The sequence below is a fragment of the Allobosea sp. Root483D1 genome, from assembly GCF_001429505.1.
Classification (GTDB): domain Bacteria; phylum Pseudomonadota; class Alphaproteobacteria; order Rhizobiales; family Beijerinckiaceae; genus Allobosea.
This window is the reverse complement of the sequence record NZ_LMJW01000004.1, coordinates 186,687-212,585: the sequence shown is the minus strand read 5'-3', so window position 1 is coordinate 212,585 and position 25,899 is coordinate 186,687. Positions and strand designations below refer to the sequence as shown.

General features: G+C 67.4%; 21 protein-coding genes. 17 read left to right on the top strand and 4 right to left on the bottom strand.

Features of this window, described 5'->3' with window-relative positions; all coding sequences use genetic code 11:
- Positions 1-103: 103 nt before the first annotated feature.
- On the bottom strand, positions 104-721 hold the full coding sequence (locus tag ASE66_RS08025) for a TetR/AcrR family transcriptional regulator (RefSeq protein WP_057189093.1): 618 nt from the start codon (positions 719-721) through the stop codon (positions 104-106).
- 195 nt (positions 722-916) lie between these two features.
- Here ASE66_RS08025 and ASE66_RS08020 point away from each other — a divergent pair, with 195 nt between their 5' ends.
- The 3 genes from ASE66_RS08020 to ASE66_RS08010 are packed head-to-tail and all read left to right on the top strand — an operon-like array spanning position 917 to position 4,182.
- On the top strand, positions 917-1,378 hold the full coding sequence (locus ASE66_RS08020; RefSeq protein WP_057189092.1) for a (2Fe-2S)-binding protein: 462 nt from the start codon (positions 917-919) through the stop codon (positions 1,376-1,378).
- A gap of 3 nt (positions 1,379-1,381) precedes the next feature.
- The gene (locus ASE66_RS08015; RefSeq protein ID WP_057189091.1) at positions 1,382-3,556 is read left to right on the top strand and encodes a xanthine dehydrogenase family protein molybdopterin-binding subunit; all 2,175 of its coding nucleotides are present in this window, start codon (positions 1,382-1,384) and stop codon (positions 3,554-3,556) included.
- The gene (locus ASE66_RS08010) at positions 3,556-4,182 is read left to right on the top strand and encodes a hypothetical protein (RefSeq protein ID WP_057189090.1); all 627 of its coding nucleotides are present in this window, start codon (positions 3,556-3,558) and stop codon (positions 4,180-4,182) included. The genes ASE66_RS08015 and ASE66_RS08010 overlap by 1 nt, the downstream gene beginning before the upstream one ends.
- Before the next feature lie 3 nt (positions 4,183-4,185).
- Here the strand turns inward: ASE66_RS08010 and ASE66_RS08005 are convergent, their stop codons facing one another.
- Positions 4,186-5,640: an AMP nucleosidase gene (locus ASE66_RS08005; protein WP_057189089.1), complete on the bottom strand. Its 1,455-nt coding sequence runs from the start codon at positions 5,638-5,640 to the stop codon at positions 4,186-4,188.
- A 111-nt stretch (positions 5,641-5,751) separates the two neighbouring features.
- On the opposite strand from ASE66_RS08005, the gene ASE66_RS08000 reads away from it, so the two are divergent.
- Both ASE66_RS08000 and ASE66_RS07995 read left to right on the top strand, forming a co-directional pair.
- A complete protein-coding gene (locus ASE66_RS08000; RefSeq protein ID WP_057189088.1) occupies positions 5,752-6,411 on the top strand; it encodes a GntR family transcriptional regulator in 660 nt (219 codons plus the stop codon).
- The gene (locus ASE66_RS07995) at positions 6,411-6,893 is read left to right on the top strand and encodes an OsmC family protein (protein ID WP_057189087.1); all 483 of its coding nucleotides are present in this window, start codon (positions 6,411-6,413) and stop codon (positions 6,891-6,893) included. Before ASE66_RS08000 ends, ASE66_RS07995 begins: the two co-directional genes overlap by 1 nt.
- A 37-nt stretch (positions 6,894-6,930) precedes the next feature.
- On the opposite strand, the gene ASE66_RS07990 is transcribed toward ASE66_RS07995, so the two are convergent.
- Both ASE66_RS07990 and ASE66_RS07985 read right to left on the bottom strand, forming a co-directional pair.
- Positions 6,931-8,148 (bottom strand): glycosyltransferase, encoded by a 1,218-nt coding sequence (locus ASE66_RS07990; protein WP_057189086.1) that lies wholly within the window; start codon positions 8,146-8,148, stop codon positions 6,931-6,933.
- Positions 8,097-8,717 (bottom strand): MarR family transcriptional regulator, encoded by a 621-nt coding sequence (locus tag ASE66_RS07985; protein WP_082613280.1) that lies wholly within the window; start codon positions 8,715-8,717, stop codon positions 8,097-8,099. Before ASE66_RS07985 ends, ASE66_RS07990 begins: the two co-directional genes overlap by 52 nt.
- A gap of 324 nt (positions 8,718-9,041) precedes the next feature.
- Here ASE66_RS07985 and ASE66_RS07980 point away from each other — a divergent pair, with 324 nt between their 5' ends.
- From ASE66_RS07980 to ASE66_RS07925, 12 genes are all read left to right on the top strand, one after another.
- Positions 9,042-10,784: a type I secretion system permease/ATPase gene (locus ASE66_RS07980; RefSeq protein ID WP_057189085.1), complete on the top strand. Its 1,743-nt coding sequence runs from the start codon at positions 9,042-9,044 to the stop codon at positions 10,782-10,784.
- Positions 10,781-12,136, top strand: a complete 1,356-nt coding sequence (locus tag ASE66_RS07975; RefSeq protein ID WP_057189084.1) for an HlyD family type I secretion periplasmic adaptor subunit — start codon at positions 10,781-10,783, stop codon at positions 12,134-12,136. The genes ASE66_RS07980 and ASE66_RS07975 overlap by 4 nt, the downstream gene beginning before the upstream one ends.
- 314 nt (positions 12,137-12,450) lie before the next feature.
- The gene (locus ASE66_RS07970; RefSeq protein ID WP_057189083.1) at positions 12,451-13,245 is read left to right on the top strand and encodes a calcium-binding protein; all 795 of its coding nucleotides are present in this window, start codon (positions 12,451-12,453) and stop codon (positions 13,243-13,245) included.
- Between the two features lie 70 nt (positions 13,246-13,315).
- Positions 13,316-15,628 (top strand): glycosyltransferase, encoded by a 2,313-nt coding sequence (locus ASE66_RS07965; protein WP_057189082.1) that lies wholly within the window; start codon positions 13,316-13,318, stop codon positions 15,626-15,628.
- Positions 15,625-16,458 (top strand): class I SAM-dependent methyltransferase, encoded by an 834-nt coding sequence (locus ASE66_RS07960; protein ID WP_082613279.1) that lies wholly within the window; start codon positions 15,625-15,627, stop codon positions 16,456-16,458. Before ASE66_RS07965 ends, ASE66_RS07960 begins: the two co-directional genes overlap by 4 nt.
- A complete protein-coding gene (locus ASE66_RS07955) occupies positions 16,455-17,708 on the top strand; it encodes a glycosyltransferase family 4 protein (RefSeq protein ID WP_057189081.1) in 1,254 nt (417 codons plus the stop codon). The genes ASE66_RS07960 and ASE66_RS07955 overlap by 4 nt, the downstream gene beginning before the upstream one ends.
- Positions 17,705-18,472: a hypothetical protein gene (locus tag ASE66_RS07950; RefSeq protein ID WP_057189080.1), complete on the top strand. Its 768-nt coding sequence runs from the start codon at positions 17,705-17,707 to the stop codon at positions 18,470-18,472. The genes ASE66_RS07955 and ASE66_RS07950 overlap by 4 nt, the downstream gene beginning before the upstream one ends.
- Positions 18,473-18,476: 4 nt before the next feature.
- A complete protein-coding gene (locus ASE66_RS07945) occupies positions 18,477-20,657 on the top strand; it encodes a hypothetical protein (protein WP_057189079.1) in 2,181 nt (726 codons plus the stop codon).
- A gap of 2 nt (positions 20,658-20,659) precedes the next feature.
- A complete protein-coding gene (locus ASE66_RS07940; RefSeq protein WP_413814253.1) occupies positions 20,660-21,964 on the top strand; it encodes a glycosyltransferase family 4 protein in 1,305 nt (434 codons plus the stop codon).
- A 32-nt stretch (positions 21,965-21,996) separates the two neighbouring features.
- On the top strand, positions 21,997-23,202 hold the full coding sequence (locus ASE66_RS07935; protein ID WP_057189077.1) for a polysaccharide pyruvyl transferase family protein: 1,206 nt from the start codon (positions 21,997-21,999) through the stop codon (positions 23,200-23,202).
- On the top strand, positions 23,199-24,401 hold the full coding sequence (locus tag ASE66_RS07930) for a hypothetical protein (RefSeq protein WP_057189076.1): 1,203 nt from the start codon (positions 23,199-23,201) through the stop codon (positions 24,399-24,401). Before ASE66_RS07935 ends, ASE66_RS07930 begins: the two co-directional genes overlap by 4 nt.
- Entirely contained in the window at positions 24,398-25,858 is a 1,461-nt protein-coding gene (locus ASE66_RS07925; protein WP_057189075.1) for a polysaccharide pyruvyl transferase family protein, read from the top strand. The genes ASE66_RS07930 and ASE66_RS07925 overlap by 4 nt, the downstream gene beginning before the upstream one ends.
- The last annotated feature ends 41 nt before the right edge of the window (positions 25,859-25,899 follow it).

Here is a 25,899-nt window from a genome sequence, read left to right as displayed (position 1 = left end):
CATATCGCCCATGTCAACGGCGCGGGCGTGCGGGTTTGGGCCTCCCGGCGAGGCAAAACGCAGGCTTAGACGAAAGGCCTACACAGAAATAAGGGTCCAACCATCAGCGCGTGACCGCCGCCGCGAAGACCACCGCAATCTCGCGCAATCGCACGAGATAGGTCTCGCAGGAGGGCTGTTCACCATATTTCGCGCCGGCCGCGGCACGCATGATCGTCGCGATCAGGGTGTCCAGCGGAAGGCCGCTGCGTTCGATCGAAATCTCGCCTTGCGCGGCGGCGTCTTCGAACAACTGGCGGGTGATCGCGACGAAGATCGCCTCGAAGGCGGCAAGCTCGGCACCGGCGATGGCAACCATCACCGCCTTGAGCTCGCCGAGATGCTCGCCGGCGCTGAAGGCGCTGAAAGCTGTGCCGTGATGGGCCTCCATCAGCGCAGCCAGCCGCTGCGCGAACGGGCCGGGCGTTGCCAACGCCTCGCGGCAACGTGTCTCGACTTGGTTGCCGAGCCCCGCGAGCATGGCCCGGAAGACGTCGTCCTTGCCTTTGAAATGGAGGTACAGCGTGGCGCGGGCGACCCCGGCCTCACGCGCGATATCGTCCATCGAGGTGCGCTTGTAGCCATAGCGGGCGAAGAGACGCAGAGCCGCCTCCGCAACCTGCTCGATGCGGCCCTTGCCGTCCTCGCCGGACGTTGCGGAACTTTCGCTGCGGTCGCTCATTTGCAGTCTTGACAGAATCCAAACTGTCGGCGACTATCCTAGTTAGACGCAAATCGTCTAATTCGTCTAGTCGCACGACCCCAGACGACGGATCATTCGCCCGCTTCTGATATGTCAGAACGGGCCTTCGAGCGAGCCTCGATCCGGCTGCCATGGTGCCGTGCTGCGTCATGACCGCGATCCCGCGAGGCAGCCATGGTCCATTCAATCAATATCAACGGAACGACGCATCGCGTCGATGTCGACGACGACACCCCCCTGCTCTGGGTATTGCGCGACAATCTCGGCCTGACCGGCACCAAATTCGGCTGCGGCGTTGCGCAATGCGGCGCCTGCACCGTCTACATGGATGGCCAGCCGCTACGCTCCTGCTCCCTGCCGGTCTCGGCTCTCGGCGAGGCCAAGATCACCACGATCGAAGCGCTCGCCGGCAAGGAAGCCGAGGCCATCCAGGCCGCCTGGGTCAAGCACGACGTACCGCAATGCGGCTACTGCCAGTCCGGCCAGGTGATGAGCGCGATCGCGCTGCTCAAGGAAATCCGCAAGCCGAGCGACCGCGACATCGACCTCGCCATGAACGGCAATCTCTGCCGCTGCGCAACCTATGTCCGCATCCGCGCCGCGATCCACGACGCCGCACGCACGCTGGAGGGCTGAGCCATGACCGCGCACGACATCTCCCTCTCCCGCCGCAACCTCCTGAAGGGCGCCGGCGCCCTCGTCATCGGCCTCAGCCTGCCGCAGTCGGGCCGGGCGCAATCGGGCGCCGCGCAGGCCTTTCGGCCGGGCGGTGCCGCGACTTTCGCGCCGAACGCCTTCGTCAGGATCGCCGCCGACGACACGGTGACCGTCCTCATCAAGCATATCGAATTCGGCCAGGGCCCATTCACCGGCCTCGCCACCCTCGTCGCCGAGGAACTCGACGCCGACTGGGCCCAGATGCGGGCCGAGCACGCCGTCTCCGATTCCAAGCTCTATGCCAATCTCGCCTTCGGCATCCAGGGCACCGGCGGCTCGACCGCGATCGCCAATTCCTACGAGCAGATGCGCAAGGCCGGCGCGACCGCACGCGCCATGCTGGTGCAGGCGGCGGCCGAGGCCTGGAAGGTGCCGGCTGGCGAGATCAGCGTCGAGAAGGGCGTGCTGAAGCATGTCTCCGGCAAGCAGGGCCGCTTCGGCGAGTTCGCCGAGGCCGCCGCGAAGCTGCAGGCCCCGGCCGAGGTCAAGCTCAAGGATCCCGCGCAGTTCAAGCTGATCGGCAAGGAGGGCACCGCCCCGCGCCTCGACAGCCTGGACAAGTCGACGGGCAAGGCGCAGTTCACCATCGACATCCACACGCCCGATATGCTGACCGTCGTCGTCGCCCGGCCGCCGCGCTTCGGCGGCAAGGTCGCTTCCTTCGACGCCAGCGCGGCGAAGACGGTGAAAGGCGTCGTCGACGTCCAGCAGCTTCCGTCCGGTGTCGCCGTCTACGCGACCGGAACCTGGCCGGCCCTGAAGGGCCGCGAGGCCCTGAAGGTAACCTGGGACGAGAGCGGCGCCGAGAAGCGCGGCAGCCGCGAGCTGATCGCCGAGTACCGCAAGCTGGCGCGGACGGAAGGCACGCTCGCCGGCAAGCATGGCGACGCTGAGGCGGTGCTCGCCAAGGCCGACAAGGTGATCGAGAGCGAGTACGTCTTCCCCTATCTGGCGCATGCGCCGATGGAGCCCCTCGACGGCTATCTCGAATGGAACGCGCAGGGCGCGCTCGCCCGCCTCGGCAGCCAGCTCCAGACGCTCGACCATCAGGTCATCGCCAAGGTGCTCGGCCTCGGACCCGAGAAGGTCCAGGTCGAGACCCTGCTCGGCGGCGGCAGCTTCGGCCGGCGGGCGCAGCCGACCGCCGAGCTCGCCGCCGAACTCGCCGAGGCGGCCAAGGCGATCGGCCCCAACCGGCCGGTCAAGCTGGTGCGGACGCGCGAGGACGATCTTTCCGGCGGCTATTACCGCCCGCTCTTCCTGCATCGCATGCGCGGCGCGGTGAAGGACGGCAAGATCACCGCCTGGAGCGCGGCGATCGTCGGCCAGTCCTTCCTGAAGGGCTCGCCCTTCGAGGCGATGATCAAGGATGGGATCGACCCGGTCATGGTCGAGGGCGCCAACGAGCTGCCCTATGAAGTCGCCGATTTCCGCTGCGACCTCCACACCGTCCCGGTCGGCGTACCGACGCTATGGTGGCGCTCGGTCGGCCACACCCATACCGGCTATGCCGTCGAGTGCTTCATCGACCAGTTGCTGCAGGAAGCCGGGCAGGATCCGGTTGCCGGGCGGCTCGCGCTGATGGGCAAGCATCAGCGTCTTGCCAATGTCCTCAAGGCGGTCGCCGATCTGGCGAAGTGGAATGGCCCCGGACCGGTGGACGGCCGCGCTCGTGGCGTCGGCGTGGTCGAGAGCTTCGGTTCCTATGTCGCGCAGATCGCCGACGTCTCGCTCGGCGAGGGCGGCGAGCCCAAAGTGCACAAGGTCTGGTGCGCGATCGATTGCGGCGTCGCGGTCAATCCCGACATCATCCGCGCCCAGATCGAGGGCGGCATCGGCTTCGGGCTCGGCCACGTCCTCTATGGCGAACTGACGCTCGACCAGGGCCGGCCGGTCCAGACCAATTTCGACAGCTACCGCTCGCTGCGCATCCACGAGATGCCGGAGGTCGAGGTCAGGATCGTGTCCTCGACCGAGAAGCCGACCGGCGTCGGCGAACCCGGCGTGCCGCCGATCGGGCCGGCAGTCGCCAACGCGCTTGCGCGGCTCGGGCGCGAGCGGCCGCTCTCGCTGCCGATGGTCGGGGGAACGGTGTGATGCGTCAGGTCGCTCTCGCTTCCGCAGCTGCCGCCGTCACTTTGCTGCTCGGCAGTGCCTTGACGCTGGCGCAGACCGCGCCGGCGCCGCAACCGGGCGGCACCCCCCTGCGCCCCGCTGCGAGCTTCTCCAACATCGCCAATCAGCGCGACCGCTCGGTCGCGCTGTTCGCCGAGATCGGCAAGGTGCTGCAGCATCCGCGCTGCATGAACTGCCACCCGGCGACGGAACGCCCGCGTCAGAGCGATGCAAGGCGGCTGCACCAGCCCATGGCGGTGCGCGGCAAGGACGGGCATGGCGCTCCCGGCCTCGCCTGCACCACCTGTCATGGCAAGCAGAACTTCGACCCGGCCGGCATCCCCGGCGACGGCCACTGGGCGCTGGCGCCGGCCTCGATGGCCTGGGAAGGCAAGACGCTCGGCCAGATCTGTGAGCAGCTCAAGGACCAGAACCGCAATGGCAGCCGCGACCTCGCGGCAATCGTCAAGCATGTCACCACGGACACGCTGGTGCTCTGGGGCTGGAACCCCGGCAAGGGCCGCCAGCCGGCGCCCGGAACGAATGCGCAGTTCGGCGAACTCATGCAGGCCTGGGCCGACAGCGGCGCGGTCTGCCCGGCGGCGTAAACGCTAGCGGAAAGGCGGCTCGTCAAAACTCCTGAGCTTGCGCGAATGGATCGATGAGCCGGCTTCCTTGAGCTTCTCCAGCGCGGCAAGGCCTATCTTGAGGTGCTCGCCGACAGCGCGCTCATAGAAGGCGTTGGCGGCGCCCGGCAGCTTGATCTCGCCATGGAGCGGCTTGTCGGAGACGCAGAGCAGGGTGCCGTAGGGCACGCGCAAACGGTAGCCCTGCGCGGCGATCGTGCCGGATTCCATGTCGACCGCGATGGCGCGCGAGAGGTTGATGCGCTTGCGCTCCTTGCTCCAGCGCAGCTCCCAGTTGCGGTCGTCCTGCGTCACCACCGTGCCAGTGCGCAGGCGCTGCTTCAGCCGGTCGCCCTTCTCGCCGGTGACCTCGGCCGCCGCCTGCTGCAAGGCGACCTGGACCTCGGCCAGCGCCGGAACGGGCACGTCCGGAGGCACCAGCTCATCCAGAATGCCGTCCTGGCGGAGATAGGCGTGAGCGAGGACATAGTCGCCGATGATCTGCGTCTGGCGCAGGCCGCCGCAATGGCCGACCATCAGCCAGCAATTCGGTCTCAGCACCGCAAGATGATCGGTGATGTTCTTGGCGTTGGAGGGGCCGACGCCGATATTGACCAAGGTGACGCCTTCGCCGGTCTCGCGGATCAAATGATAGGCCGGCATCTGGAAGCGGTGCCAGGGCGCCGACATCACCCGCTCGGCAGCACTGACGTCGATGCCGTCGCGGTCGATGCGGATGCCGCCCGGGGCGACCAGCACCTGCGCGGTGCCGGCCTCGATCTCGGCCAGAGCGAGCCGGACGAACTGATCGACATAGCGATGATAATTGGTCAGCAGCACCCAGGGCTGCACGGCGCGCCAGTCGGTGCCGGTGTAGTGCACCAGCCGCCGCAGCGAATAGTCGACCCGGACCGCGTCGAAGAGCGAGAGCGGGCGCGGCTCGCCCTCGACGATCTCGAAGGTGCCGTCGGCGATCTCGTCGCCGACCAGCGCCAGCAGGGGCGTCGGGAAATGCCGGGCGAGCTCGGCCGCCGTGACCGTGCCGCGGCCGAGCTCGTCGCCACCGTCGAGCGCGTAGGGGTAGGGGATTTCCTGGCTGCTGACGCCGGTCTCGATCGTCGCACCGTATTCCTCGACCAGCGGCTGGAGCTGGTCGAGCAGATAAGCGCGGAACTCGGCCGGCTGCGTCACCGTGGTCGAGTAGATGCCCGGCACGGAAAATTTCGCGTAGCCACGCCGCGTCGCCGCCGGCAGCTTCGACGGCTCATAGGTGACGCGCAGCATCGGGTAGCGATAGAGCGCGCGCTCCTCCAGCGTCGGCGGCTCCGCGGTCGTGAAGAAGCGCTGCAGGTCGTCGCGCAGCGCCGTGCGCGCCTGCTCGTAGAGCAGTTCCAGCCGGTCGACGGCCTCCTGCGGCGTGGCGGCGATCTCGAATGTCATGCGCGAACGACCTCTCGTTCGGCGTGCTTGTAGCTGGGCGGGCGAGCCCCTGACAACAGCGCCGACACCAGCGGTACTTGAAGTCGGGAAAATTTTGGATACAATTATCCTATGCTTGTCACCCGCCTCGCTGCCGCCACGACCGCGTCCGCCCTCGCCCAGCGCCTGCGCGAGGCGATCGACGCCGGGCAGTGGCGTCCGGGCGAGCTGCTGCGCCAGGAGCAGATCGCCGCCGAATACGGCGTCAGCCGCATCCCGGTGCGCGAGGCATTGGCCCAGCTGCAGAACGAGGGCTTGCTCGACGTCGCGCATTATCGCGGCGCGCGGGTGAGCCGGCCGCGGGCTGAGGAGATCGACGAACTCTTCGATCTCAGGCTGATGGTCGAGGGCGATCTGTTGGTACGGGCGCTGCGCCAGCACGACCCGCGCTCGCTACGCGAACTGAAGCGGCTGCAAGACGCGCTGGAGGATGCGGAGGACCGGCTCGGCTGGATTTCCGGCGACATCGCCTTCCATGAAGCGCTCTACGGCCCGGCCGGACGCCCGCGTAGCCTTGCCCTGTTCCGACAACTGCGTGCCCCGATCGACCGGTTCAGCGTGCAGGCGCTCGGTCCCGGCACGCGCAAGCAGGGCTGGGCCGACGAGCACCGCCAACTGATCGCTGCTGTTGCAGCGGGCGATGCAATCACGGCCCGAACCATCCTCGAAGACCATCTGCAGGCGACGCGGGCAGTCGTGCTCGCGGCCTGCGCCGAACAGGGAGAGAGCTGATGGCGACGCATGGCGCGGTGATCACCTGGCAGCGCGGCGAGGAGGCCTTCCTCGACAACCGCTACAGCCGCGCCCATCTCTGGCGCTTCGACGGCGGGCTGGACGTACCGGCCTCGAGCTCGCCGCATGTGGTGCGCGTGCCGTTCTCGAACCCGGCCAATGTCGACCCGGAGGAGGCTTATGTTGCGGCCTTGTCGAGCTGCCACATGCTCTGGTTCCTCAATCTGGCGGCTTTGCGCAGCTTCCGGATCGACAGCTATGTCGACGCCGCCGAAGGCGCGATGCGGAAGAACGTCGATGGCAAGGAGTGGGTCGAGACGGTGACGCTCAGGCCGCATGTCGTCTTCAGCGGCCCGAAAGCGCCCGACGAGGCCGCCGTCGCGGCGCTGCATCACGAAGCCCACGCCAACTGCTTTCTGGCCAATTCGGTGCGTTCGACGATCGAGACACTCGGCAGCTGGGACTATCAAGGCGCGCCATGAAGCCGAGGGCTCAAGCTCCCCGCCGATGGATGCGCGATCACTGCGCCGCGAGCAGATCGTCCTCGGCGACGAGCCGGCCGATGAAGCCGAGCTGGCGGTCGACGCAGGCCTCGCGCTCATAGCGCGCGAGGACGGTCTGGCGCGCGGCCGCCCGCAGCGGCGCCAGCTCGGCCCTCCTGTCGAGCGCGGCGATCACGGTCTTCGCCAGCCTGGTCTCGTCGAAGAAGGGGGCGAGCAGGCCATTGACGCCGTGGCGGATGACCTCCTGGACCGGTGGCGTCGCCGAGCCGACGATCAGCGCGCCGCAGGCCATCGCCTCCAGCATCGACCAGGACAGCACGAAGGGGACGCTCAGATAGATATGGGCGGCCGAAACCTGGAACAGCCTGACGAGGTCGGCATGGGCGAGCCAGGGGAGATGGACGATGCGGTCGGCGAGACCTGTCTCCTCCAGCATCACCTCGCGCCAGAGCCGGCCGTCCGGACGCGGGCGGCCATAGCCCGGACCATCGCCGCCGACCGCGACGAACAGCACATCGGGGCGCTCCCGCGCGATCCGTGCCGCCGCCCGCATGAACTGCGGATAGCCGCGATAGGGGTCGAGATCGCGCGCGGCGAAGGTGACCACGGGATCGCCGGGGCGCAGCACGCGCCCATCCGGCAAGGTGAACACCGCCTGCGCATCCGGTCGGCAAAAGTGAATATCGATGCCGTCATGGCAGACCGCAATGCGCTGCTGCAATGCGCGGGGATATTGCTGCTGCTGCCAGCGGGTCGGCGCATAGGCGAAATCGAGCGTCTGCAGCGTCACCAGCTGGGCGGCGTTGCGCATGCGGATGCGCCGCCGCTCGGCTTCCGGCACGGCGAAATCCGGGTCGAAATCGAGATCGGAACCGGCGGCGTTGTAGAAATACTCGCAATAGCCGATCAGCGGCACGCCGGGCATCGCATCCTTGGCGAAGAGCATGCCGCCCCAGCCCACATGGCCGAGGATGGCGTCCGGCCGGTCGTGCCGGTGCAGTCGCGACAGTTCAGCCGCGACCGCCTCGCCGGTGCGGACATGATAGTCGGTCGCCGCCAATGTCGCGTGCGTGGTCGCAGGCTCGCCTATCGAATAGGCGATCTGCCTCAGCCCTGGGCGCTCCGGCTCCGGCCGCTCCGTCACCAGCGTGACCTCGCCGCCTTCGGCGACGAGGCGCTGGATCAGGTGAGCGAACTGACCAGATCCTGAACGATGAACGAATAAGACGTGCATGAAGCCAGCAGGATCCCGCCATAGCGCAGCGCGTCGCCCCACCATTGTTCGAGGCGGCGCAGCGTGTCGTGAGTGGTCTGGAGGTCAGCCTCGGTGTCGATATCCTGGCCCTGCCCGAACTGGCTGGTCTCGTCGAGGAGCTTCAAGCGCTCGACGAGAAGCTGGCCCTTCGGCGAGAGCGAGATGCGGGCGAGACGGCGGTCGCGAGGCGAGGCGCCGCGCTCGAGATAGCCGCTCTCGACCAGCTGCTTGAGGTTATAGGACGCGTTCGAGCCGACATAGTGGCCGCGATCGAGCAGGTCGCGCACTGCGATCTCGCCGGAGCCGATGGTGAACAGCACCATGACCTGCGAGGGCGAGATGTCGTCGACGCCGAGCTTGGTCAGCTCGAGCCTGAGATAGTCGAGGAAGCGCCGGCTGGCCCGCTCGATCATGCGCGCGAGATCAAGCTGCGACACCGACGACCGGGGCGGGCCTGATTCGGGCTCCGCGCGGCGTGGGTCGACTCGATGATCTCCATTGAAGGCATTGCCTAGGAATCGAGCGCCGTCATGGGGTTTTAGATGCATTCCCTACTCCGCCTGATCTCGAAATGAGCAGTCAGCCCTCCGAGCCCCTCTGGCTGACGAATAGCCTATACGCAAAGCACATGCCACCCCGAACGGAATGAGATTAAGATTTTATAGGAATCAACATAGTCATGAACTGTTTCAAAATTTGAAATTTAGCACGTTTCTGCCATATTTCCCGTAATTGCCTATATTTCATAAGGCTTCATCTGTCATATTATAGACACCACTTGTGTGGCACCCTTTATATAACGTTCAGAACTTGCCGTACCGGCACAGGCGTCGACAGCGCCATCTGATGGCCGCCCCCATTCGGAGATCTGCATGAAGGTTGCGATCCAGCCTGCCGACGCCCTGATTCGAGGTCTGCAGCGCGGTTTTGCCGGTGGGCTGGCCTATGCCGCCTTCCTCAGCTTCTGCGTCAACATCCTGCTGCTGACCGTGCCGATGTTCATGCTGCAGGTGCAGGATCGCGTCATCGTCAGCCGCAGCTACGACACGCTGACCATGCTGCTCGTGATCGCCGTCGGGGCGCTGGCGCTCTACGGCACGATCGAGTTCATCCGCTCGCTCACCTTCCAGGCCATGGCGAGCATCCTCGCCCGCCGGCTCAACCTGCCGGCGCTGCAGGCCGCGGTCTCGACCTCGCTGGAAAAAGGCTCCGGCCAGGCGACGCAGGCCATCCGCGACCTCAACGAGCTCCGCTATTTCATCGCAAGCTCAGCGATCGCGACCCCGCTGGAAGCGATGTGGTCGCCGATCTTCCTCGCCGTGCTCTTCGCCTTCCACTGGATCTACGGCCTCGTCGGCCTAGCCTCGCTGCTGATCCTGCTGCTGCTCGGCGTCGTCTCGGACATGTTGACCCGGCGCGCGCTGAAGGAGGCGAACGAGGAGGGCGTCGCCTCGATCAACGAGATCAGCGCCACCCTGCGCCACGCCGAGACGATCGAGGCGATGGGCATGCTGCCGGCCCTGTCCAGCCGCTGGCGGACCAAGCAGATCGCCATGCTCGAGCATCTCGACCTGGGCACGCGCCGCGGCAAGTTCATCGCCGCCATCACGCGCGCCAGCCGCATGACCATGCAGCTCGCGATCTATGCGACAGGCGCGGTGCTGATCATCAGGCACGAGGTCTCGGCCGGCACGCTGATGGCGGCGAGCATCCTGCTTGGCCGGCTGCTGGCACCGTTCGATTCGATGATCACCGACTGGCGGCAATGGGTGCTCGCCGCCGCGGCCTGGAAGCGCGTGCGCGACCTCCTGCAGTCGCAGAGCTCGCAGCGCCAGAGCGTGCCGACCCCGGCGACGGAGGGCGACCTCGTCATCGACCGGCTGGTCTACGCCCCCAAGGGCGGCGAGCAGACCGTGATCAAGGGCGTCTCCTTCACGCTCGAGCCGGGCACCGTGCTCGGCCTGGTCGGCCCGTCCGGAGCCGGCAAATCGACGCTGGCGCGCCTGATCGTCGGCGTGCTCAAGCCGAATGTCGGTGGCGTCTATCTCGACGGCCACAACACCTATCTGTGGGAGCGCGGTTCCTTCGGCGAGATGGTCGGCTATCTCCCGCAATCGGTCTCGCTGCTCGACGGCACCATCGCCGAGAACATCGCCCGCATGCGCAAGCCCGATCCGCACGCGATCCTCGAGGCGGCGCGCATCGCCGGCGTGCACGAGCTGATCGGCCGGCTGCCGCTCGGCTACGACACCAATGTCGCCGACAGCGACTTCAAGCTCTCGGGCGGCCAGCGCCAGCGCATCGGCCTGGCGCGGGCGCTCTACGGCATGCCGCGCCTGATCGTGCTCGACGAGCCCAATGCCAATCTCGACACCGAGGGCGAGCAGAGCCTGATCCGCGCGATCAACGCCGCGCGCGAGAGTGGCGCGATCGTCATCCTGATCGCGCACCGGCCGTCGGTGATGCAGGTCGTCGACAAGATCCTGGTGCTGCGCGAGGGCCGCGTCGCCCAGTTCGGCCCGCGCACGGCGGTCGCCGGCATGATCACTCCCGGTGGCGTGGTCGAGCTCGAGCCGGCGAAACAGCCCTCTGCCCCGCGTGAGGTGAGCGCATGAGCGAACTTCCGATGCTGCGCCGGCCCGACCGCGCGCTCGTGCCGCTGACGATCGAAGCGGAGCCCGAGGAGCGCATGCCCTCGCTGCGCAATCTCGTCCTCGCCGGCGTCTGTGCGGTGGCGATCGGTTTTGGCGGCTTCGGCGCCTGGGCGGTGACGGCGCGGCTCGACAATGCCGCCGTCGCGCAGGCGACCGTGATCGTCGACAGCCGGCGCAAGACCGTCAGCCACCTTGAAGGCGGCATCCTCAAGACCCTGCTCAAGGCCGAGGGCGAACGTGTCGCCAAGGACGAGCCCCTGCTCAGGCTGGAGGATGCCCGCGCCCGCGCCGAGCTGCAGCAGCTCCAGGGCAAGAGCGTCGGCCTCGAAGCCCGGCTCGCCCGGCTGAGGGCCGAACAGAACGCTGTGACCGAGATCGATTTTCCTGACAATATCGAGCAATCGCAGTCGCCGATCGCCCGCGAGGTGATCACCGCCGAACGCGTGCTCTTCCGCGCCCGCACCCAGGTCTATGACGGCAAGACGCGCATCCAGCAGCGCGTGATCGAACAGCACCAGGCCGAGGCCGAGGCGCTGCAGGCCCAGATCGACGCTGTGCGCTATCAGCGCACATTGATCGACGAGGAAGTGAAGACGATCGCGGAGCTCTACGAGAAGCGCTACGCCAAGCGCTCCCAGCTCGTCGAACTGCAGACCAAGCAGAGCGAACTCACCGGGCGCGCCGGCGAGATGAAGGCGCGGATGGCCAAGGCCGAACAGGCCGTCGCCGGCGCCGAGCTCGAGATCAAGTCGATCAGCCTCGAGCGCCAGAGCGAGATCGCCAAGGACCTGCAGGACAGCCAGCTCCAACTCTCGGAAGTGGTCGAGCGGATCGTCCAGGCGCAGGATGTGCTGCGCCGGCTCGTGGTGACCGCGCCGCAGGAAGGCATCGTCGCCAATATCCGCATGCGCACGGCCGGCAGCGTCGTCGCCGCCGGCGAAGCGATCCTCGACATCGTGCCCGAGCAGGAGCCTTTGATCGTCGAGGCCAAGGTCGATCCCCGCGACATCGATTCGGTCCGCGTCGGCGCCGACACGCAGGTCCGGCTCACCGCCTTCAACGCCCGGCTCATGCCCCCGCTCCTGGCGAAGGTCAGCTATGTCGCAGCCGACCAGCTGATCGACGACAAGACGGGCAATGCTTTCTTCATCGTCCGCGCCGAGATCACGCCGCAGAGCCTGCGCGAGAACAAGGTGACGCTGCACGCCGGCATGGCGGCGGAGGTGCTGATCGTCAACGGGAGGCGCTTCGCGGCGGACTACCTGCTCTCGCCCATCAGAGACAGCTTCAATCGCGCCTTCAGGGAGGACTGAACCCGGCCCGGAGCTCCGCGCCGAAAAGGGCAGCGTTGCCACAACTCCATGAGCGCAGACAAAATACTTCGAAAATCAGAGCAACTCAAAATAATAATCCCAACTTCAATAATATATAATGCGACTGAAACTTTGCTGCATCGCAAAAAAGTCACAATAGATTGCTTGATACGACGTACTTCTTGGCTACTCTCTCGCCCGTCGACGATGGCGTCCTTTTGGCTCGCCGTCAGAACCGCACCGTGATCCAGCAACCGCGGAGAATAATTTCCGCAATTCTGGTGGTGCTTCTCTGATCACCGAGGAGGTGACAAATGGCCACGATCGAAGGCAGTGCATTCGACGATTTCTTGATCGGGACACGTTTCAGTGACGTGATTCTTGCAGGCGCAGGCGACGACATCGTCAAAGGCGGCGACCAGGTCGACTCGCTGTTCGGCGAGGAAGGCGACGACCTGATCTACGGCGACGGCGGCAACGACTTCCTGTCCGGCGGCGAGGGCAACGATTCGCTCTTCGGCGGCCTGGGTGACGATGTCCTTTCCGGCGGCGACGGCAACGACAACCTGTTCGGCGGCGAAGGCAGCGATGTCCTCGACGGCGGCGCCGGTGACGACATCCTGCGCGGCAATGCTGGCGACGACGTGCTGCGCGGCGGCGACGGCGACGATATCCTGCAGGGCGGCCCCGGCGACGACATCCTGCTCGGCGGCGCCGGTAACGACGTCCTCCAGGGCGGTGACGGAGCCGACGTGCTCGAAGGCGGCGCCGGCAACGACGTCCTCCAGGGCGGCAATGGCGACGACCTGCTCTTCGCCGGCGCGGGCGATGACATCCTCTCCGGCGGTGCCGGCAGCGACGTCTTCATCTTCAACGGCGGCGGCGGCAACGATGTCGTGCTCGACTTCGAAGCCGGCAACGATCTGCTGCAGATCTCCAGCGGCATCAACGGCACCGATATCGGCTCGGCCGAGGACGTGGCGGCGCGTGCCACCACCGTCAACGGCAACGCCGTCGTCGATCTCGGGGATGGTGACACCGTGACCATCGTCGGCGTCACCGCCGAAGACCTCCAGGCCGACCCGAGCTCGTACTTCTCGGTCGCCTGACGACAATGCGACGCCGGCCGGCCTGGTTCCGGCCGGCGTCACCTCCCTGCCCTCTCGGATCACGGTATTCATGCTCTCTCTCGCGCCTGCGCCGATCGCAGACGGCCTGAGCCCGCAGCTGCACCTATCCCGGCTGAGCGGCTCGGTCTTCCTGCTGAGCTGGACCATCGAAACGCCCGTGCTCTCTCGGCCGCGCATTGCGCTCGCGGCGCGCGAGAAGCGCCTCGCCTCGGCCTCGATCGTGCTTCCCCTCGGCGATGGGCGCATGCGCGTCGTCGTGGTCTTCCGCCATGGCGGGCCGGGCGAAGTCGTCGCGGCCCTGTCCGACGACAGCCCCGGCGGCGACACCACCGCACGCTTCGACCCCGATCTCGTCCACGGCATGGCCGATGCGGAGGATCTCGTCCGCGACGCCACGCCGGATGCCCGCCGCATGCTCGCCAACGCGCTGGTCGGCCACTGGCCCACTCTGTTCGGGCTGAGCCAGGCCGCAGGCTATCTCGGTTTCCTGCGCCAGTTCCTGCTGATCCTCGCCCGCAAGCCCTCGGCGGCGACGCCGGTCGCCAGGCTCACCGAAGGCAAGGTCCTGCTGGAATCGGCGGTCCCCGGCCGGCTCTCCGGCGCCCGCGCCGCCTATCGGCTCGATCCCGCCGGCCTCTCCCGCCTGCCCGGCCTGCCGCGGCTCGGCCGCCCCGATCGCGCCGGCAACCGGCCGTTGCACCTGGTCATCGACGAATTCCCGCCGCAGGCCGGCGGCCTGCTGATCCTGCAGGTCGAATCCGGCCTGATCGTCCGGGCCGTCACAGCCCGGCACGACATTCCCTCGCTGGGACGCTGGTGGGCCGGCAAGACGAGCCAGCGCGATGGCTTGCGCAGTTGGCTGGTCGAGCAGTTGTCCGGGCTCTCCGAGCAGGGTCGCCTGCTCGCGATCGAGATGCAAAGGCGCCTGCCGCTCGCCGTGCAGAGCGTGCGCCGCAATGACGACCTGCCCTCGGCCGAGCTCGACCTTGCAGTCACGACCCCGGCCGGGCTCCTGCTCGGCGGCTGGTATCGCGACGCCGAAGGGCTGCTCGACGAGATGCTGCTGCATCGCTCCGAGGGCGAACCGACCCCCGTGCTCGACCGGCTGGAGCGCTTTCCGGCGTTGCTGCCGGCCGGCTCGAAGGGCGACGCCCAAAAGGGCGACGTCATGCGCGCCACCGGCTTCGCGGCGTTGATCCCCGGCTACGCCGCAGGCGCGCCGGTGCTGCAGCCGCGGGTGGAGCTCAAGCTGAAATCCGGCACGGTCCTGTCGCTGCGCCCCAATGTGCAGCCGGCCGACGCCGTCGCCATCCGCGCCCGGGCGCTGGCCGCGATCCCGCCGCAGCACCTGACCGCACAGATGCTGGAGCGGACGATCGCGCCGATGCTGGCCGACTGCCAGAAGGCATTGCGCGAGAGCCTGCCGGAGCCGCGCATCAAGAGCTTCGGCAAGGGCCCGGCGCATCCCGCGGTCTCGGTGGTGATCCCGCTCTACCGCGTCTACGATTTCCTGCGCGTCCAGGTCTCGGCCTTCGCCGCCGATCGCTGGTTCGCCGAGAAGGCCGAGCTGATCTACGTGCTCGATTCGCCCGAGCACGAAGGCGAGGTCGCCCATCTCCTCGGCGGGCTCTTCCTCGCCTACGGGCTGCCGATGCAGCTCGTGGTGATGGGCCGCAATGGCGGCTTCTCGGCTGCCTGCAATGCCGGCGCCGCCGCCTCGCGCGGACAGGCACTGGCCCTCGTCAACTCCGACGTGATCCCCGAGAGCGAGGGCTGGCTGCCGGCGCTGCTGCAGCGGCTCGAGCCGCATCGGCGCACCGGCGCGGTCGGTCCCAAGCTGCTCTATGACGACGGCTCGCTGCAGCATGCCGGGCTCTTCTTCAAGCGCGACAGCAAGGGCACCTGGCTCAACCATCATTACTTCAAGGGCATGCCGAGCGGGTACGCGCCGGCCAATGTCGAGCGGCCGGTGCCCGGCGTCACCGGCGCCTGCATCGTCATGCCACGGGCGCTGTTCATGGAGATCGGTGGCTTCGACGACGCTTACGTCATCGGCGATTACGAGGACAGCGATCTCTGCCTCAAGATCGCCCGGGCCGGGCTCGGCATCGTCTATGTCCCGAGCGTCCAGCTCTACCATCTCGAACGCCAGTCGATCTCGAAGAGCCTCGACTACACGCGCGGCGTCGCCTCGCAGCACAATTCCTGGCTCCAGACCAAGCGCTGGGACGTCCAGATCGAGGCGTTGATGGCGGCGGTCGACACGCCCGCGGCGCAGCAGCCCATGCCGGCGCCGACCTCACGCCCCGATCCCGATTTTCTTCTCTCCCGCGCCAATCTCAGAAGGGCGACAGCGGCATGACGGCGACCCTGGCCTTGCGACAGACCACGTCGGAACCGGCTCCCGCGATCGCACCGGCGACGCCCGAGCTCGCCTGGCTGATGGCCCATGTCCAGACGAACCGTTTCCTGCCGCATCCGCCGCCGGATTCGATCTTCGTCGGCGATGGCGACTATCGCGCCATCGGCGCCGAGTTCCTCGGTCATTTCATCCGAATCGGCCGGCTGCAGCCGCATGAGCGCGTCTTCGACATCGGCTGCGGCATCGGCCGCATGGCGGTGCCGCTGACCCAGTATCTCGACCCCGAACGCGGCAGCTATGACGGCGTCGATCCGGTCATGGACGGCATCCTCTGGTGCGCCCAGACGATCTCCCCGGCCTATCCGCGCTTCCGTTTCCAGCGCCTCGACATCGCCCACCCGCTCTACAATCCGCAGGGCTCGCTGCCCGGCAACGAGGTGCGCTTCGGCTTCGCCAACCAGAGCTTCGACTTCATCACCATGACCTCGGTGGCGACGCATCTGCCGCCGGACGAGCTCGTGGTCTACCTCAACGAGGCGGCGCGCCTGCTCGCGCCGGGTGGGCGGCTCTTCCTCACCGCCTTCGCTCTCGACGGGCAAAGCACCGGCCAGGAAAGGCTCAAGTTCCGGCGCTGGGGCGAAGGGCCAGGCTGGTATGCGATCGAGGAAGCGCCACTCGCCGCCGCCGGCATCGATGCCGACTTTCTCCTGGAGCATGCCACCCAAGCTGGACTTGCGGTCGAACGGCTCGATCCCGGCCATTGGCGCGGCCAGAGCGCGGCCCATTACCAGGACCTGCTGGTCGCGGTGAAGCCGGGGGTCCAGCGATGAGCCGGCGCATCCTCGTCGTCGCGCATAACCACCCGGACCTGCATCCGGGCGGCACCGAGATCTTCGCCCACGATCTGGCGAAGGCCTATCGCGGCGAGGGCTGCGAGGTGCTCTTCCTCGGCGCGACCAATGCGATCCACCGCCAGCCGCATCCGGGAACCGCCTTCCAGGCGACCGGAGCGGATGGTGACCTCTTGTTGTGGAGCGGCCATTTCGACCGCTTCCATCTCAGCCAGATCGACCATTACGGCACCTTGCAGGATCTCGGCTCGCTGTTGACCGAGTTCCGGCCGGACGTGATCCACGTCCACCATCTCGTGCTGATCGGCGCCGAGTTCCTGGCGCTGGCGCGGCGGCTCCTGCCGCAGGCGTCGATCGTGATGACGCTGCACGACTATTATTCGATCTGCCACCATGACGGACTGATGGTGCGCGCCAGCGACAAGCAGCGCTGCACCGGCGCGTCGCCGGGCAAATGCCATGGCTGCTTCCCGGAGATCGGCCCGGATCGCTTCCTGCTGCGCGAGCGCTTCCTGAAGACGCATCTTTCCGCGGTCGACCGCTTCGTTTCGCCGAGCCGTTTCCTGCGCCAGCGCTATATCGACTGGGGCCTGCCCGGCGAGAAGATCGAGGTCGTCGCCAATGCCAGGCCGGCGCAGGTCCCGGTGCCGCATCGGCACACCCATGGCGCCCGCAACCGCTTCGGCTATTTCGGCAATCTCAACCCGTGGAAGGGCGTCCTGCCGTTGCTGCAGGCGGCCAAGCTCATGCGCGAGCTGGGTGCCGGCGCCTTCGAACTGCGCATCCATGGCGGCGCACCATTCCAGAGCGAGGCCTTCACCAGCGCGCTCGACAAAGCCTTGTCCGAGGCCGGTGCGGAGATCGTGCATTGCGGGCCCTATCGCCGCGACGAGACGCCGGCGCTGATGGCCGAGGTCGATTGGGTGGTGACACCCTCGATCTGGTACGAGAATGCTCCCCTCGTCATCCAGGAAGCCTTCCAGCACCGGCGGCCCGTGATCGCCAGCAATATCGGCGGCATGGCCGAGATGGTGCGCGACGGCGTCGACGGGTTGCACGCCCGCCCCGGCGATCCCAGCCATCTCGCGCAGGTGATGGCCCGCGCCGCGAGCGAGGACGGGCTCTGGCGCCGCCTCGTCGACGGCATCGATCTTCCACCGGGCATGGACGCCTGCGCGCAGGCGCATCTTGCCCTGTTCGATCAACTCAAACTGGCGGAGGCGGCATGACCAGCATGACGACGATGCACAGTCCGGACGGAACCGTGAGCGAAGCGAGCGTGACCCCGGCAAAACTCAACGGGCGCGTCGACGCGCTCGACGGCAACCGGCTGCATGGCTGGATCTGGGACGAAGCGCGTCCCGAGGAACGGCTGACCGTGCGCCTGATGCGGGGCGGCCTCAAGGTGCAGGAAGTCGTGGCCGACCAGGGCCGCATCGACCTGCGCCGCAACGGCATCGGCGACGGCAGGCACGCCTTCGCCATGGAGCTGGACGACCAGACCACGGCGGCACGCGAGGCACTGACCATCGTCGGCGTCTCGCCCAGCACCGGCGCCGAGCTCGAACTGCGCCTGCCGCCGCCGGCAGAGCTTGCGGCGGAAGCGGCGATCGCCGTGCCGCTCGCCCGCTTCTTCGACCGTGTCGAGGCGCTGATAGCGCTGCAGCGGCGCTCGCAGCTGACCCAGAAGGAATTGCTCGACAAGGTCGGCGAACTTGGCGTGCAGCTGGCGCAGCACCGTCAGCGCGAGGCCGAGGCGAAGCAGTCCGAGGAGGTCGAGGGCAACGGCGCAATCGCCTCGCGCCTCGCAGAGATCGACGTCTTCCAGATGCGCTTCGACCAGACGCTGCGCGCCTTCGACGACCGGCTGGTCGCGATCCGCAAGGAGGCGAAGGCGCCGCTCCGGCAGGTCACTGTCGTGCTCGGCTTCCTCTCGGGTCTGTCGGCCGTGCTCTCCTTCGTCACGCTCACCGTCATGCTGACGGGCAGGTGAGGCGATGAACGAGGTCATCATCCCCGAGCGGACCATGATCACCCCGGCGCCGACCGTCGCCTGGACGCCGCTCGGCGAGAACGCGATCCTGGTGATGAGCGCCTGCGATGCGCTGCCCGGCAAGGTGCCGGTCGCGGTCGACGGCAATCCGCGCAACCGCGTCGAGACCATGGCCCTGACCTGGCGGAGGCCGCAGGCCGACGCCGCGCACGCCGTCGGCTTCCTCTGCCTGGCGCCCGCCCCGTCGCCGGACCGCGCCGGCTCGGGCGCGATCCTGCTCGGCCGGCCCGGCCGCCCCCTGCGCCTGATCCTGGCGCCGAAGCCGATGCCGCTGCAGGCCTTCCTCGCGGCGCTCGCCGACGAAGCCGGACAGGCCTTCCCGACCGTGGTCGATGGACTGCTGGAGGTCCTGCTCGCCGGCAAGTCGAATCCGCGCCGCCTGCGCGCCGTCGGCATGTTGCTGCAATCGGTCGCCAAGCCGGGCGGCTTCGTCGAGGTCATGGGCCCGCTCGACGACGGCATCTTCCTGCAAGGCTGGACCTCGAACTTCTCGGCAGGGCGGACCAAGCTGCTGATCGCCCATGGCGGTCTGTCGCCGGCCGTGCTGGAGGCCGGAACCTTCGAGCGCGACGATCTCGGCGAGGGCGCCTGCGGCTTCTTCGGCCTGCTGGAAGACTGCGCCATCCGGCACCCCAGCGAGATCGAGCGGCTGTTCTTCCGGGCCAATGACGGCTGGCGGGCGCTCGAGGTCTATGACCGCCACGTCCTGCTCGAGCAGATCACCGTGCCCGGCCATCTGCGCGACGGGCTGCAGCGCGGCAGCGCGCCGCCGGCGACCACCGAGAAGCTGAAGCAAGCCTCGCAGCGCTTCGACGGTCGCGACACCATCTCCTTCCTCGAGCAGCCGGTGCGCGCCGGCATCGACGACGCTACCATCGTCGAGGGCACCGGCGTCCTCATCATTGGCTGGCTGTTCGACCCCGAACGCCAGGTCGGCAATGTCGTGCTGCGCAGCGGCACGCAGTCCTGCGCCCTCGACGCGATCTGGACGCGCGCCGTACGGCCGGACGTCACCGCCGCCTTCGCCGAGGATCCGCGCTTCGGTCCCGCCATGGCGAGCCGGCGCAACAGCCACGGCTTCATCGTCTTCGCACCCAAGCTGCTGCCGGAGCCCGGCCAGCCGCTCTATCTCGAATTCGAGGTCGAGGGTCACGGCCCCGCCTTCCTGCCGCTCTCACCCGGACGCAACCCGGCGCGGCGCGCGTTGGAGCGGGTCTTCGGCCTGCTCGATCCACGCTCGTCGACCGCCACGGCCGTCGTCGAAAAGCAGATCGCGCCTGCCCTGCAAGCCGCCGAGATCGCGCCGCCCAAGGCGATCGAGACGCATGACATCGGCCGTTTCAACGCCGATGCAGCTCTCGGTCTGGTGATCGGGCTCGATCATCGCCAGCGCGAGCTTTCCAGCCTGTTCGCTTTGCTCGCGATCGATCCCGAGATCAGGCCGCTGCCGATCGTGGTCGCCGCCCCCGGCGAGAGCTTCGACCGGCTCGGGGCGGAGGCGCGCCGGCTGGCACGCTTCTACGGGCTCCAGGTCCGGCTCGTCCTGGTCGAGGGCGTCGAGGACAGCTGCGATGCGCTCGAAGCCGGCGTGCGCGCCTCCCGCTTCCAAACGGTGGCGCTGCTCTCCGGCGCCGCCCAGATCCGGATGCCGGGCTGGCTCGGGCGGCTCGAACGCGCCTATCGCGGCCGTGGCGGCCATTGCGTCGCCAGCCCGACCCTGCTGTTCGAGGACAACTCGATCCGCTGGGCCGGAGCCTGGCTCGAAGGCGAAGGCGCCAATCGCCGCGTCTACAACCGCTTCGTCGGCTATCCGCTGGATGCGATCGGCAGCCTCGGGCCGATGGAGGTCGCCGCCGGAGCGACCGAATGCTGCGTGATGTCGCGCAACGCCTTCCTCGAGGTGGACGGCTTCTCGCGCAGCTACTTCACCACCGGCGAGAAGGGTCTCGACCTCTGTCTGAAGCTCCGGATGAACGGCGTCCCGTCGCTCTGGGTGCCGGAGGTCGAGGTCTATGTCGTCGAGGACGCCGAGACCCGCCCGCATGTCGGCGCGCTGATCAACCTTGCCGACCGCACCAGCTTCGACCGGCGCTGGGCGCTGGCCATTTCCAACATGAGAGGATGAGCATGCGTATCCTCGTCGTCTCGCACGGCCACCCTTCCTTCTCGCTGGGTGGCGCCGAGATCGCCTCCTACAATCTGCACAAGGGCTTCCGGGCCAAGGCCGAGCTCGACACGCACTACCTTGCCCGGGTCGGCGCGCCGACGCCGCGCCATGCCGGCACGGCGCTGATGAGCCTGCGCCAGCGCGGTGGCGAACTGCTCTACTATGCCGAGGAGTACGATCACTTCCTGCTGTCGAACCGCGCCACCGACGAGATCGAGCGCGACTTCGTCCGCGTGCTGCGCGACCTCAAGCCCGACGTGGTGCATTTCCACCATTTCATCGGGCTCGGGCTCGAATGCATCTTCGCCGTGCGCGACACGCTGCCGGATGCGCTGATCGTGGTCACCTTCCACGAATATCTCTCGATCTGCCACCATCACGGGCAGATGGTGAAGACCGGCGCCTTCAAGCTCTGCTACCGGTCCTCGCCCAGCGACTGCAACGCCTGCTTCCCGGATATCTCGCCGGCACGCTTCCTGGCGCGCGAGACCTTCATCAAGGGCATCCTCAACCTCGCCGACCATTTCGTCTCGCCGAGCCGCTTCCTCGCCGAGCGCTACCAGCAATGGGGGCTCGCAGCCGAGCGCTTCTCGGTGATCGAGAACGGCATCGACGTCGCCGAGGTCGCGCCGCCACGGCCGCTGCCGGACCCCGAGAGTCGGCGCTCGCGTTTCGCCTATTTCGGCCAGCTCACCCCCTATAAGGGCGCGGACGTGCTGCTCGACGCCGTCACCCGCATCCCGGATTCGGTCTGGGGCGAGGACAGCGTGCTGATGGTCTATGGCGGCAATCTCGACAGGCAGCCGGAGGCCTACAAGAAGAAGTTCGCCGACCTGGTCGAGGCGGCCGGGCGGCGCGTGCGCTTCTGCGGCGCCTTCCAGAACCACGAGATGCCGAACCTGATGCGTTCGGTCGACTGGGTGGTGATGCCCTCGGTCTGGTGGGAGAACTCGCCGATCGTGATCCAGGAGGCCTTCTTCCACGGCCGCCCGATCCTCTCCAGCAATCTCGGCGGCATGGCCGAGAAGATCACCGACGAGGTCGACGGACTGCATTTCCGCTCCGGCAGCCCGGAGGACCTCGTCGACTGCATGACCCGGGCGCTGAGCGAGCCCGGGCTGTGGGAGCGCCTGCGCGCAGGCATCAAGAAGCCGCTCAGCCATGTCGACTGCGCCGACCAGCATCTGGCGCTCTACCAGCGCCTGATCGCCGAGCGGGGCATGCCGGCTCCGGCCAATCGCGCCGCCGCGCCGATGATCGCGTGAGCAGCGCAGAAACAAGAAGGGAGAACGCGACCATGGCCCGCATCCTCGTGATCAGCCCGTCCGGCGAGGTCTACGACCACGACAATGTCCGCTGGTACCGCCACGCCGACCTGCAGAGCCACATCAACCACTACCACAATATCGGCGACGCCTTCGTCTTCGATTCCTCGCTGAAGCTGCTCAACTTCGAGAAGCTCGAGGAATTGCCGATCACCAGCATCGACCCCCAGCAGATCGACCGGTTCAACGCCGAGTTCGACTACGTCTTCCTGCGCGGCTCGAACTATGTGCACGCCGGGATGAACTGGAGCCGCACCGCCGAGGTGCTGCGCCGGCTGAAGCTGCCGGTGCTGGCCTTCGGCATCGGCGCGCAGGCGCCGGTCAGCGGCAAGCTGGAACTCAGCGAGGACAGCAAGACCGTCCTCAAGCTGATCTCGGACTCGACCGCCTCGCTCGGCGTGCGCGGCACCTATTCGGCCGAGGTGATGAATGAGCTCGGCATCAAGAATGCCCGGATCATCGGCTGCCCGACCGCCTTCCGCAACAACCGGGCGGACCTCGCTATCCGCCTGCCGGCGCTCGACAGCGTCAGCCAAGTCGGCGTCACGCTGCGCCGCGAGGTCTCCAAGCACTACGCCAAGGACATCAAGCGCTACCTGACCTTCCACCGCGACCTGGTGAAGGCGATGGCGGATCGCTTCGAGGTCACGCTGATGTCCCAGGGCGAGGTCGAGGAGAAGAAGCTCGCTCTCGGCACGCCCGAGCAGAAGCTGGAGGGCATGGCCGCCCTGCGCGAGAATGGCTGGGCGACCCAATGGTATCTCGATGAGCAGATGGAAGCGCTCTACCGCGACCGGATGTTCTATTCGGACGTCGTCGCCGGATACGAGCAACTCGTCCGCAAGCTCGATCTCGTGCTTGGCTACCGGCTGCACGGCAATCTGATGGCACTCGCCAACGGCACGCCCTCGATCTACTTCACCTATGACAGCCGCACCGTCGAGTTCGCCGAGACCTTCCAGATCCCGAGCGTCGACGTCTTCGGCGACAAACCGTTCAAGCTGGAAGAGTACTGGAACCAGGCGCTCTTCGACCGCTTCAACGCGGCCTATGCCCGGACCTATGGCGCGATGAGCGCCTTCCTCAGCGAGAACAAGGTCGACCACAAGATGGCAAAGCCCGCTGCGGCTGCCCCGTCGGCGCCACCGGCTCCCGAGCCGGAAAGGAAGGTGGCATGAGGCGCGTCCGCAGCGCCTTCGCCTGGCTGCCGGCTGTCCTGCTGGCAGTTGCGGCTCCGGTCGCCGGCTTCGCCCAGCAGGCGCCGAGCCCAAAGGGGGCCGGCTATCGACTGGAGATCGCTCCCGACGCTAAGGAAGAGACGGTCGTCTCCTGGGCACGCGAGCGCTGCGAGGAATGGGATCTGCCGGATGCCCCTTTGCGCGCCTTCCGCGACAACAAGGGCGAGGTCGTCGCCTTCGCCAGCCATTATCGCAGCCGGCCGCTGATCGGTGGCGACCTCGCCTCGATCCGCAAGAGCTGCGCGGTCTCGTTCGAGGCGAAGAGCAGCCCGGATCCGAGCCAGTTCAGCGACAAGAGCTGGATCGCCGCGACCTGGACCGGCGATGGCCGCAATGTCGAGGCGCTGGTGCACGCCGAATTCCATGCCGACAAGCATCCCGGAGCCTGCCGCTTCAAGGATGCGATGAGCTGCTGGTACAATGTCGTCACCGCCGCCCATTCGAAGGATGGCGGGCTGAGCTTCAAGACCGATGAGCCGCGTCCGCTGGTGGCGGCGCCGCCCTATAAGCAGGATGTCGGCCAGGGCCGGCATCGCGGCTTCTTCAACCCGTCCAACATCGTCCAGGAGGACGGCGCCTGGTACGCGCTGATCGCGACCACCGGTGGCGAAGGTCAGAAGAGCGGCGTCTGCCTGTTCCGCAGCAGCGAAATCAAGGACCCGACCGCCTGGCGCGCCTTTGACGGGCAGGATTTCACCATCCGCGCCGTCGATCCCTATCGCGACGACCTGAGCCAGGCGCGGCCCTGCCAGCCGCTCAAGCCACTGCCGACCACGGTGGGATCGCTGACCCGGCACGAGGCGAGCGGAAAATGGCTCGCGCTCTTCCATCTCGGCCCCGACCCCAGCCAGAACATCACTGGGGGCCGCGTCGCCTATAGCTGGTCGGATGACCTCATCCGCTGGTCGCCGCTGCAGACGCTGATGGTCCACCCGACCATGTGGAGCAAGAACTGCAGCGACCGGCTCCGCTACGGCTACGGCGCGCTCGCCGATCCTGCCTCGCGCTCGCGCAATTTCGAGACGACCGGCGACGAGGCCTATCTCTTCATGACCAAGATGAAGGTCGCCGACTGCAAGCTCGGCCCCGACCGCGACCTGGTCCGCCTCAAGGTTCAATTCGTCAAGGAGGGGCCATGAACGCGCCCGTGCTCAATCTCGGCTCCGTGGTCTCGGCTGAGAACGCCATCAAGATCCTGCGCGCCACCACCGGCGAGGTCGTCGTCGCCATCGGGCGCCGGCCCGACCGGAGCTGGCCGGTGCTCAAGCTGATGCTCGACGGGCAGGACTACGCCACCATCCATCCCGGCGCGATCGTCACCGGCGAAGCCGATGTCGCCGAGCTGACGATCCCGCTGCCAGGTATGCCCAATGGGCGCCCCCACTCGGTCGCGATCGCCGATGCAGCCACGGGCACGCTCGCCCCGGGCTCGAATCTGCGTCCGATCGCGACCGAGACCAAACTGCGCGCGCTGGTGATCTATCCGGCCGGCGAGGTCCATGAGCACGACAAGGTGCGCTGGTACCGCGCGCCGATGGAGAAGCTGCTCTCCGACTACTTCAACATCGGCGACATGATCGTCTATGATTCGACACTGAAGCTCCTGCGCTACGCGCATCTGGAGCCGATGAAGATCATGGCGCCGACCGAGGCCGACATCGAGCGCTATGCCAACGAGTTCGACTTCGTCTTCGTGCGCGGCTCGAACTTCATCCACGAGAACATGGAGTGGTTCCGCGCCGTCGAGGTGCTGGAGCGGGTGAAGCTGCCGGTCTACGCCATCGGCGTTGGCGCCCAGGCGAGCCAGAACCGCAGGATCGAGCTTCCGGAGGCTTCGAAGCGCTTCTGGTCGATCGTCGGCGAGCGCTGTGCCTCGATTGGCGTGCGCGGCGCCTTCAGCGCCGAGACCCTGCGCCAGAACGGCATCCGCAATGTCGAGGTCGTCGGTTGTCCCTCGATCTTCCGGACCCGCAATCGTGACCTGAAGATCCGCATCCCCGACCAGCGCGAGATCCGCAAGGTCGCCTTCAGCCTGCGCCGCGAGGCCGACAAGAGCTACACCGCCGATCCTGAAGCCTATCTGCGCAACCAGAAGGCCGCGCTGCTCAAGGTCGACAGCCAGAGCGAGATGGTGATGTCCTCGCATGGCGAGCAGGAGGAGAAGGCCTTCTTCCTGCGCGATGGCGCCGCGAAGGAGAAGGCCGTCGCCGAGTTCGTCAGGACCAAGTGGTGGGACGGGCCGGACGATACCGCGATGCGGCGCATCTACGAGAAGCAGCTGTTCTCCTTCTTCGACGTCGAGCGCTATGACGAGTTCGCGAGGTCGATCGACCTTGCCGTCGGCTACCGCGTCCATGGCGTGCTGCCGGCCGTCGCGCACGGTGTGCCGGGCGTGCTCGTCGCCTACGACACACGCAGCCAGGAATTGGCCGAGACGCTGAAGATCCCGATCGTGTCGGAGGCGGCGCTGGCGGAAGGCGGCTGGCGTGCCGTCTACCAGGAGGCGGCGCTGGGCAATCTCGCGAAGAGCTATGCCGCCTCCTACGACCGGATGCGCGGCTTCCTCGACTACAACGGCATTCCCCACCGCATGTGACCCAAACCCGGCGCGGCGAAGATCGCGCCGGTCGGAGGAAA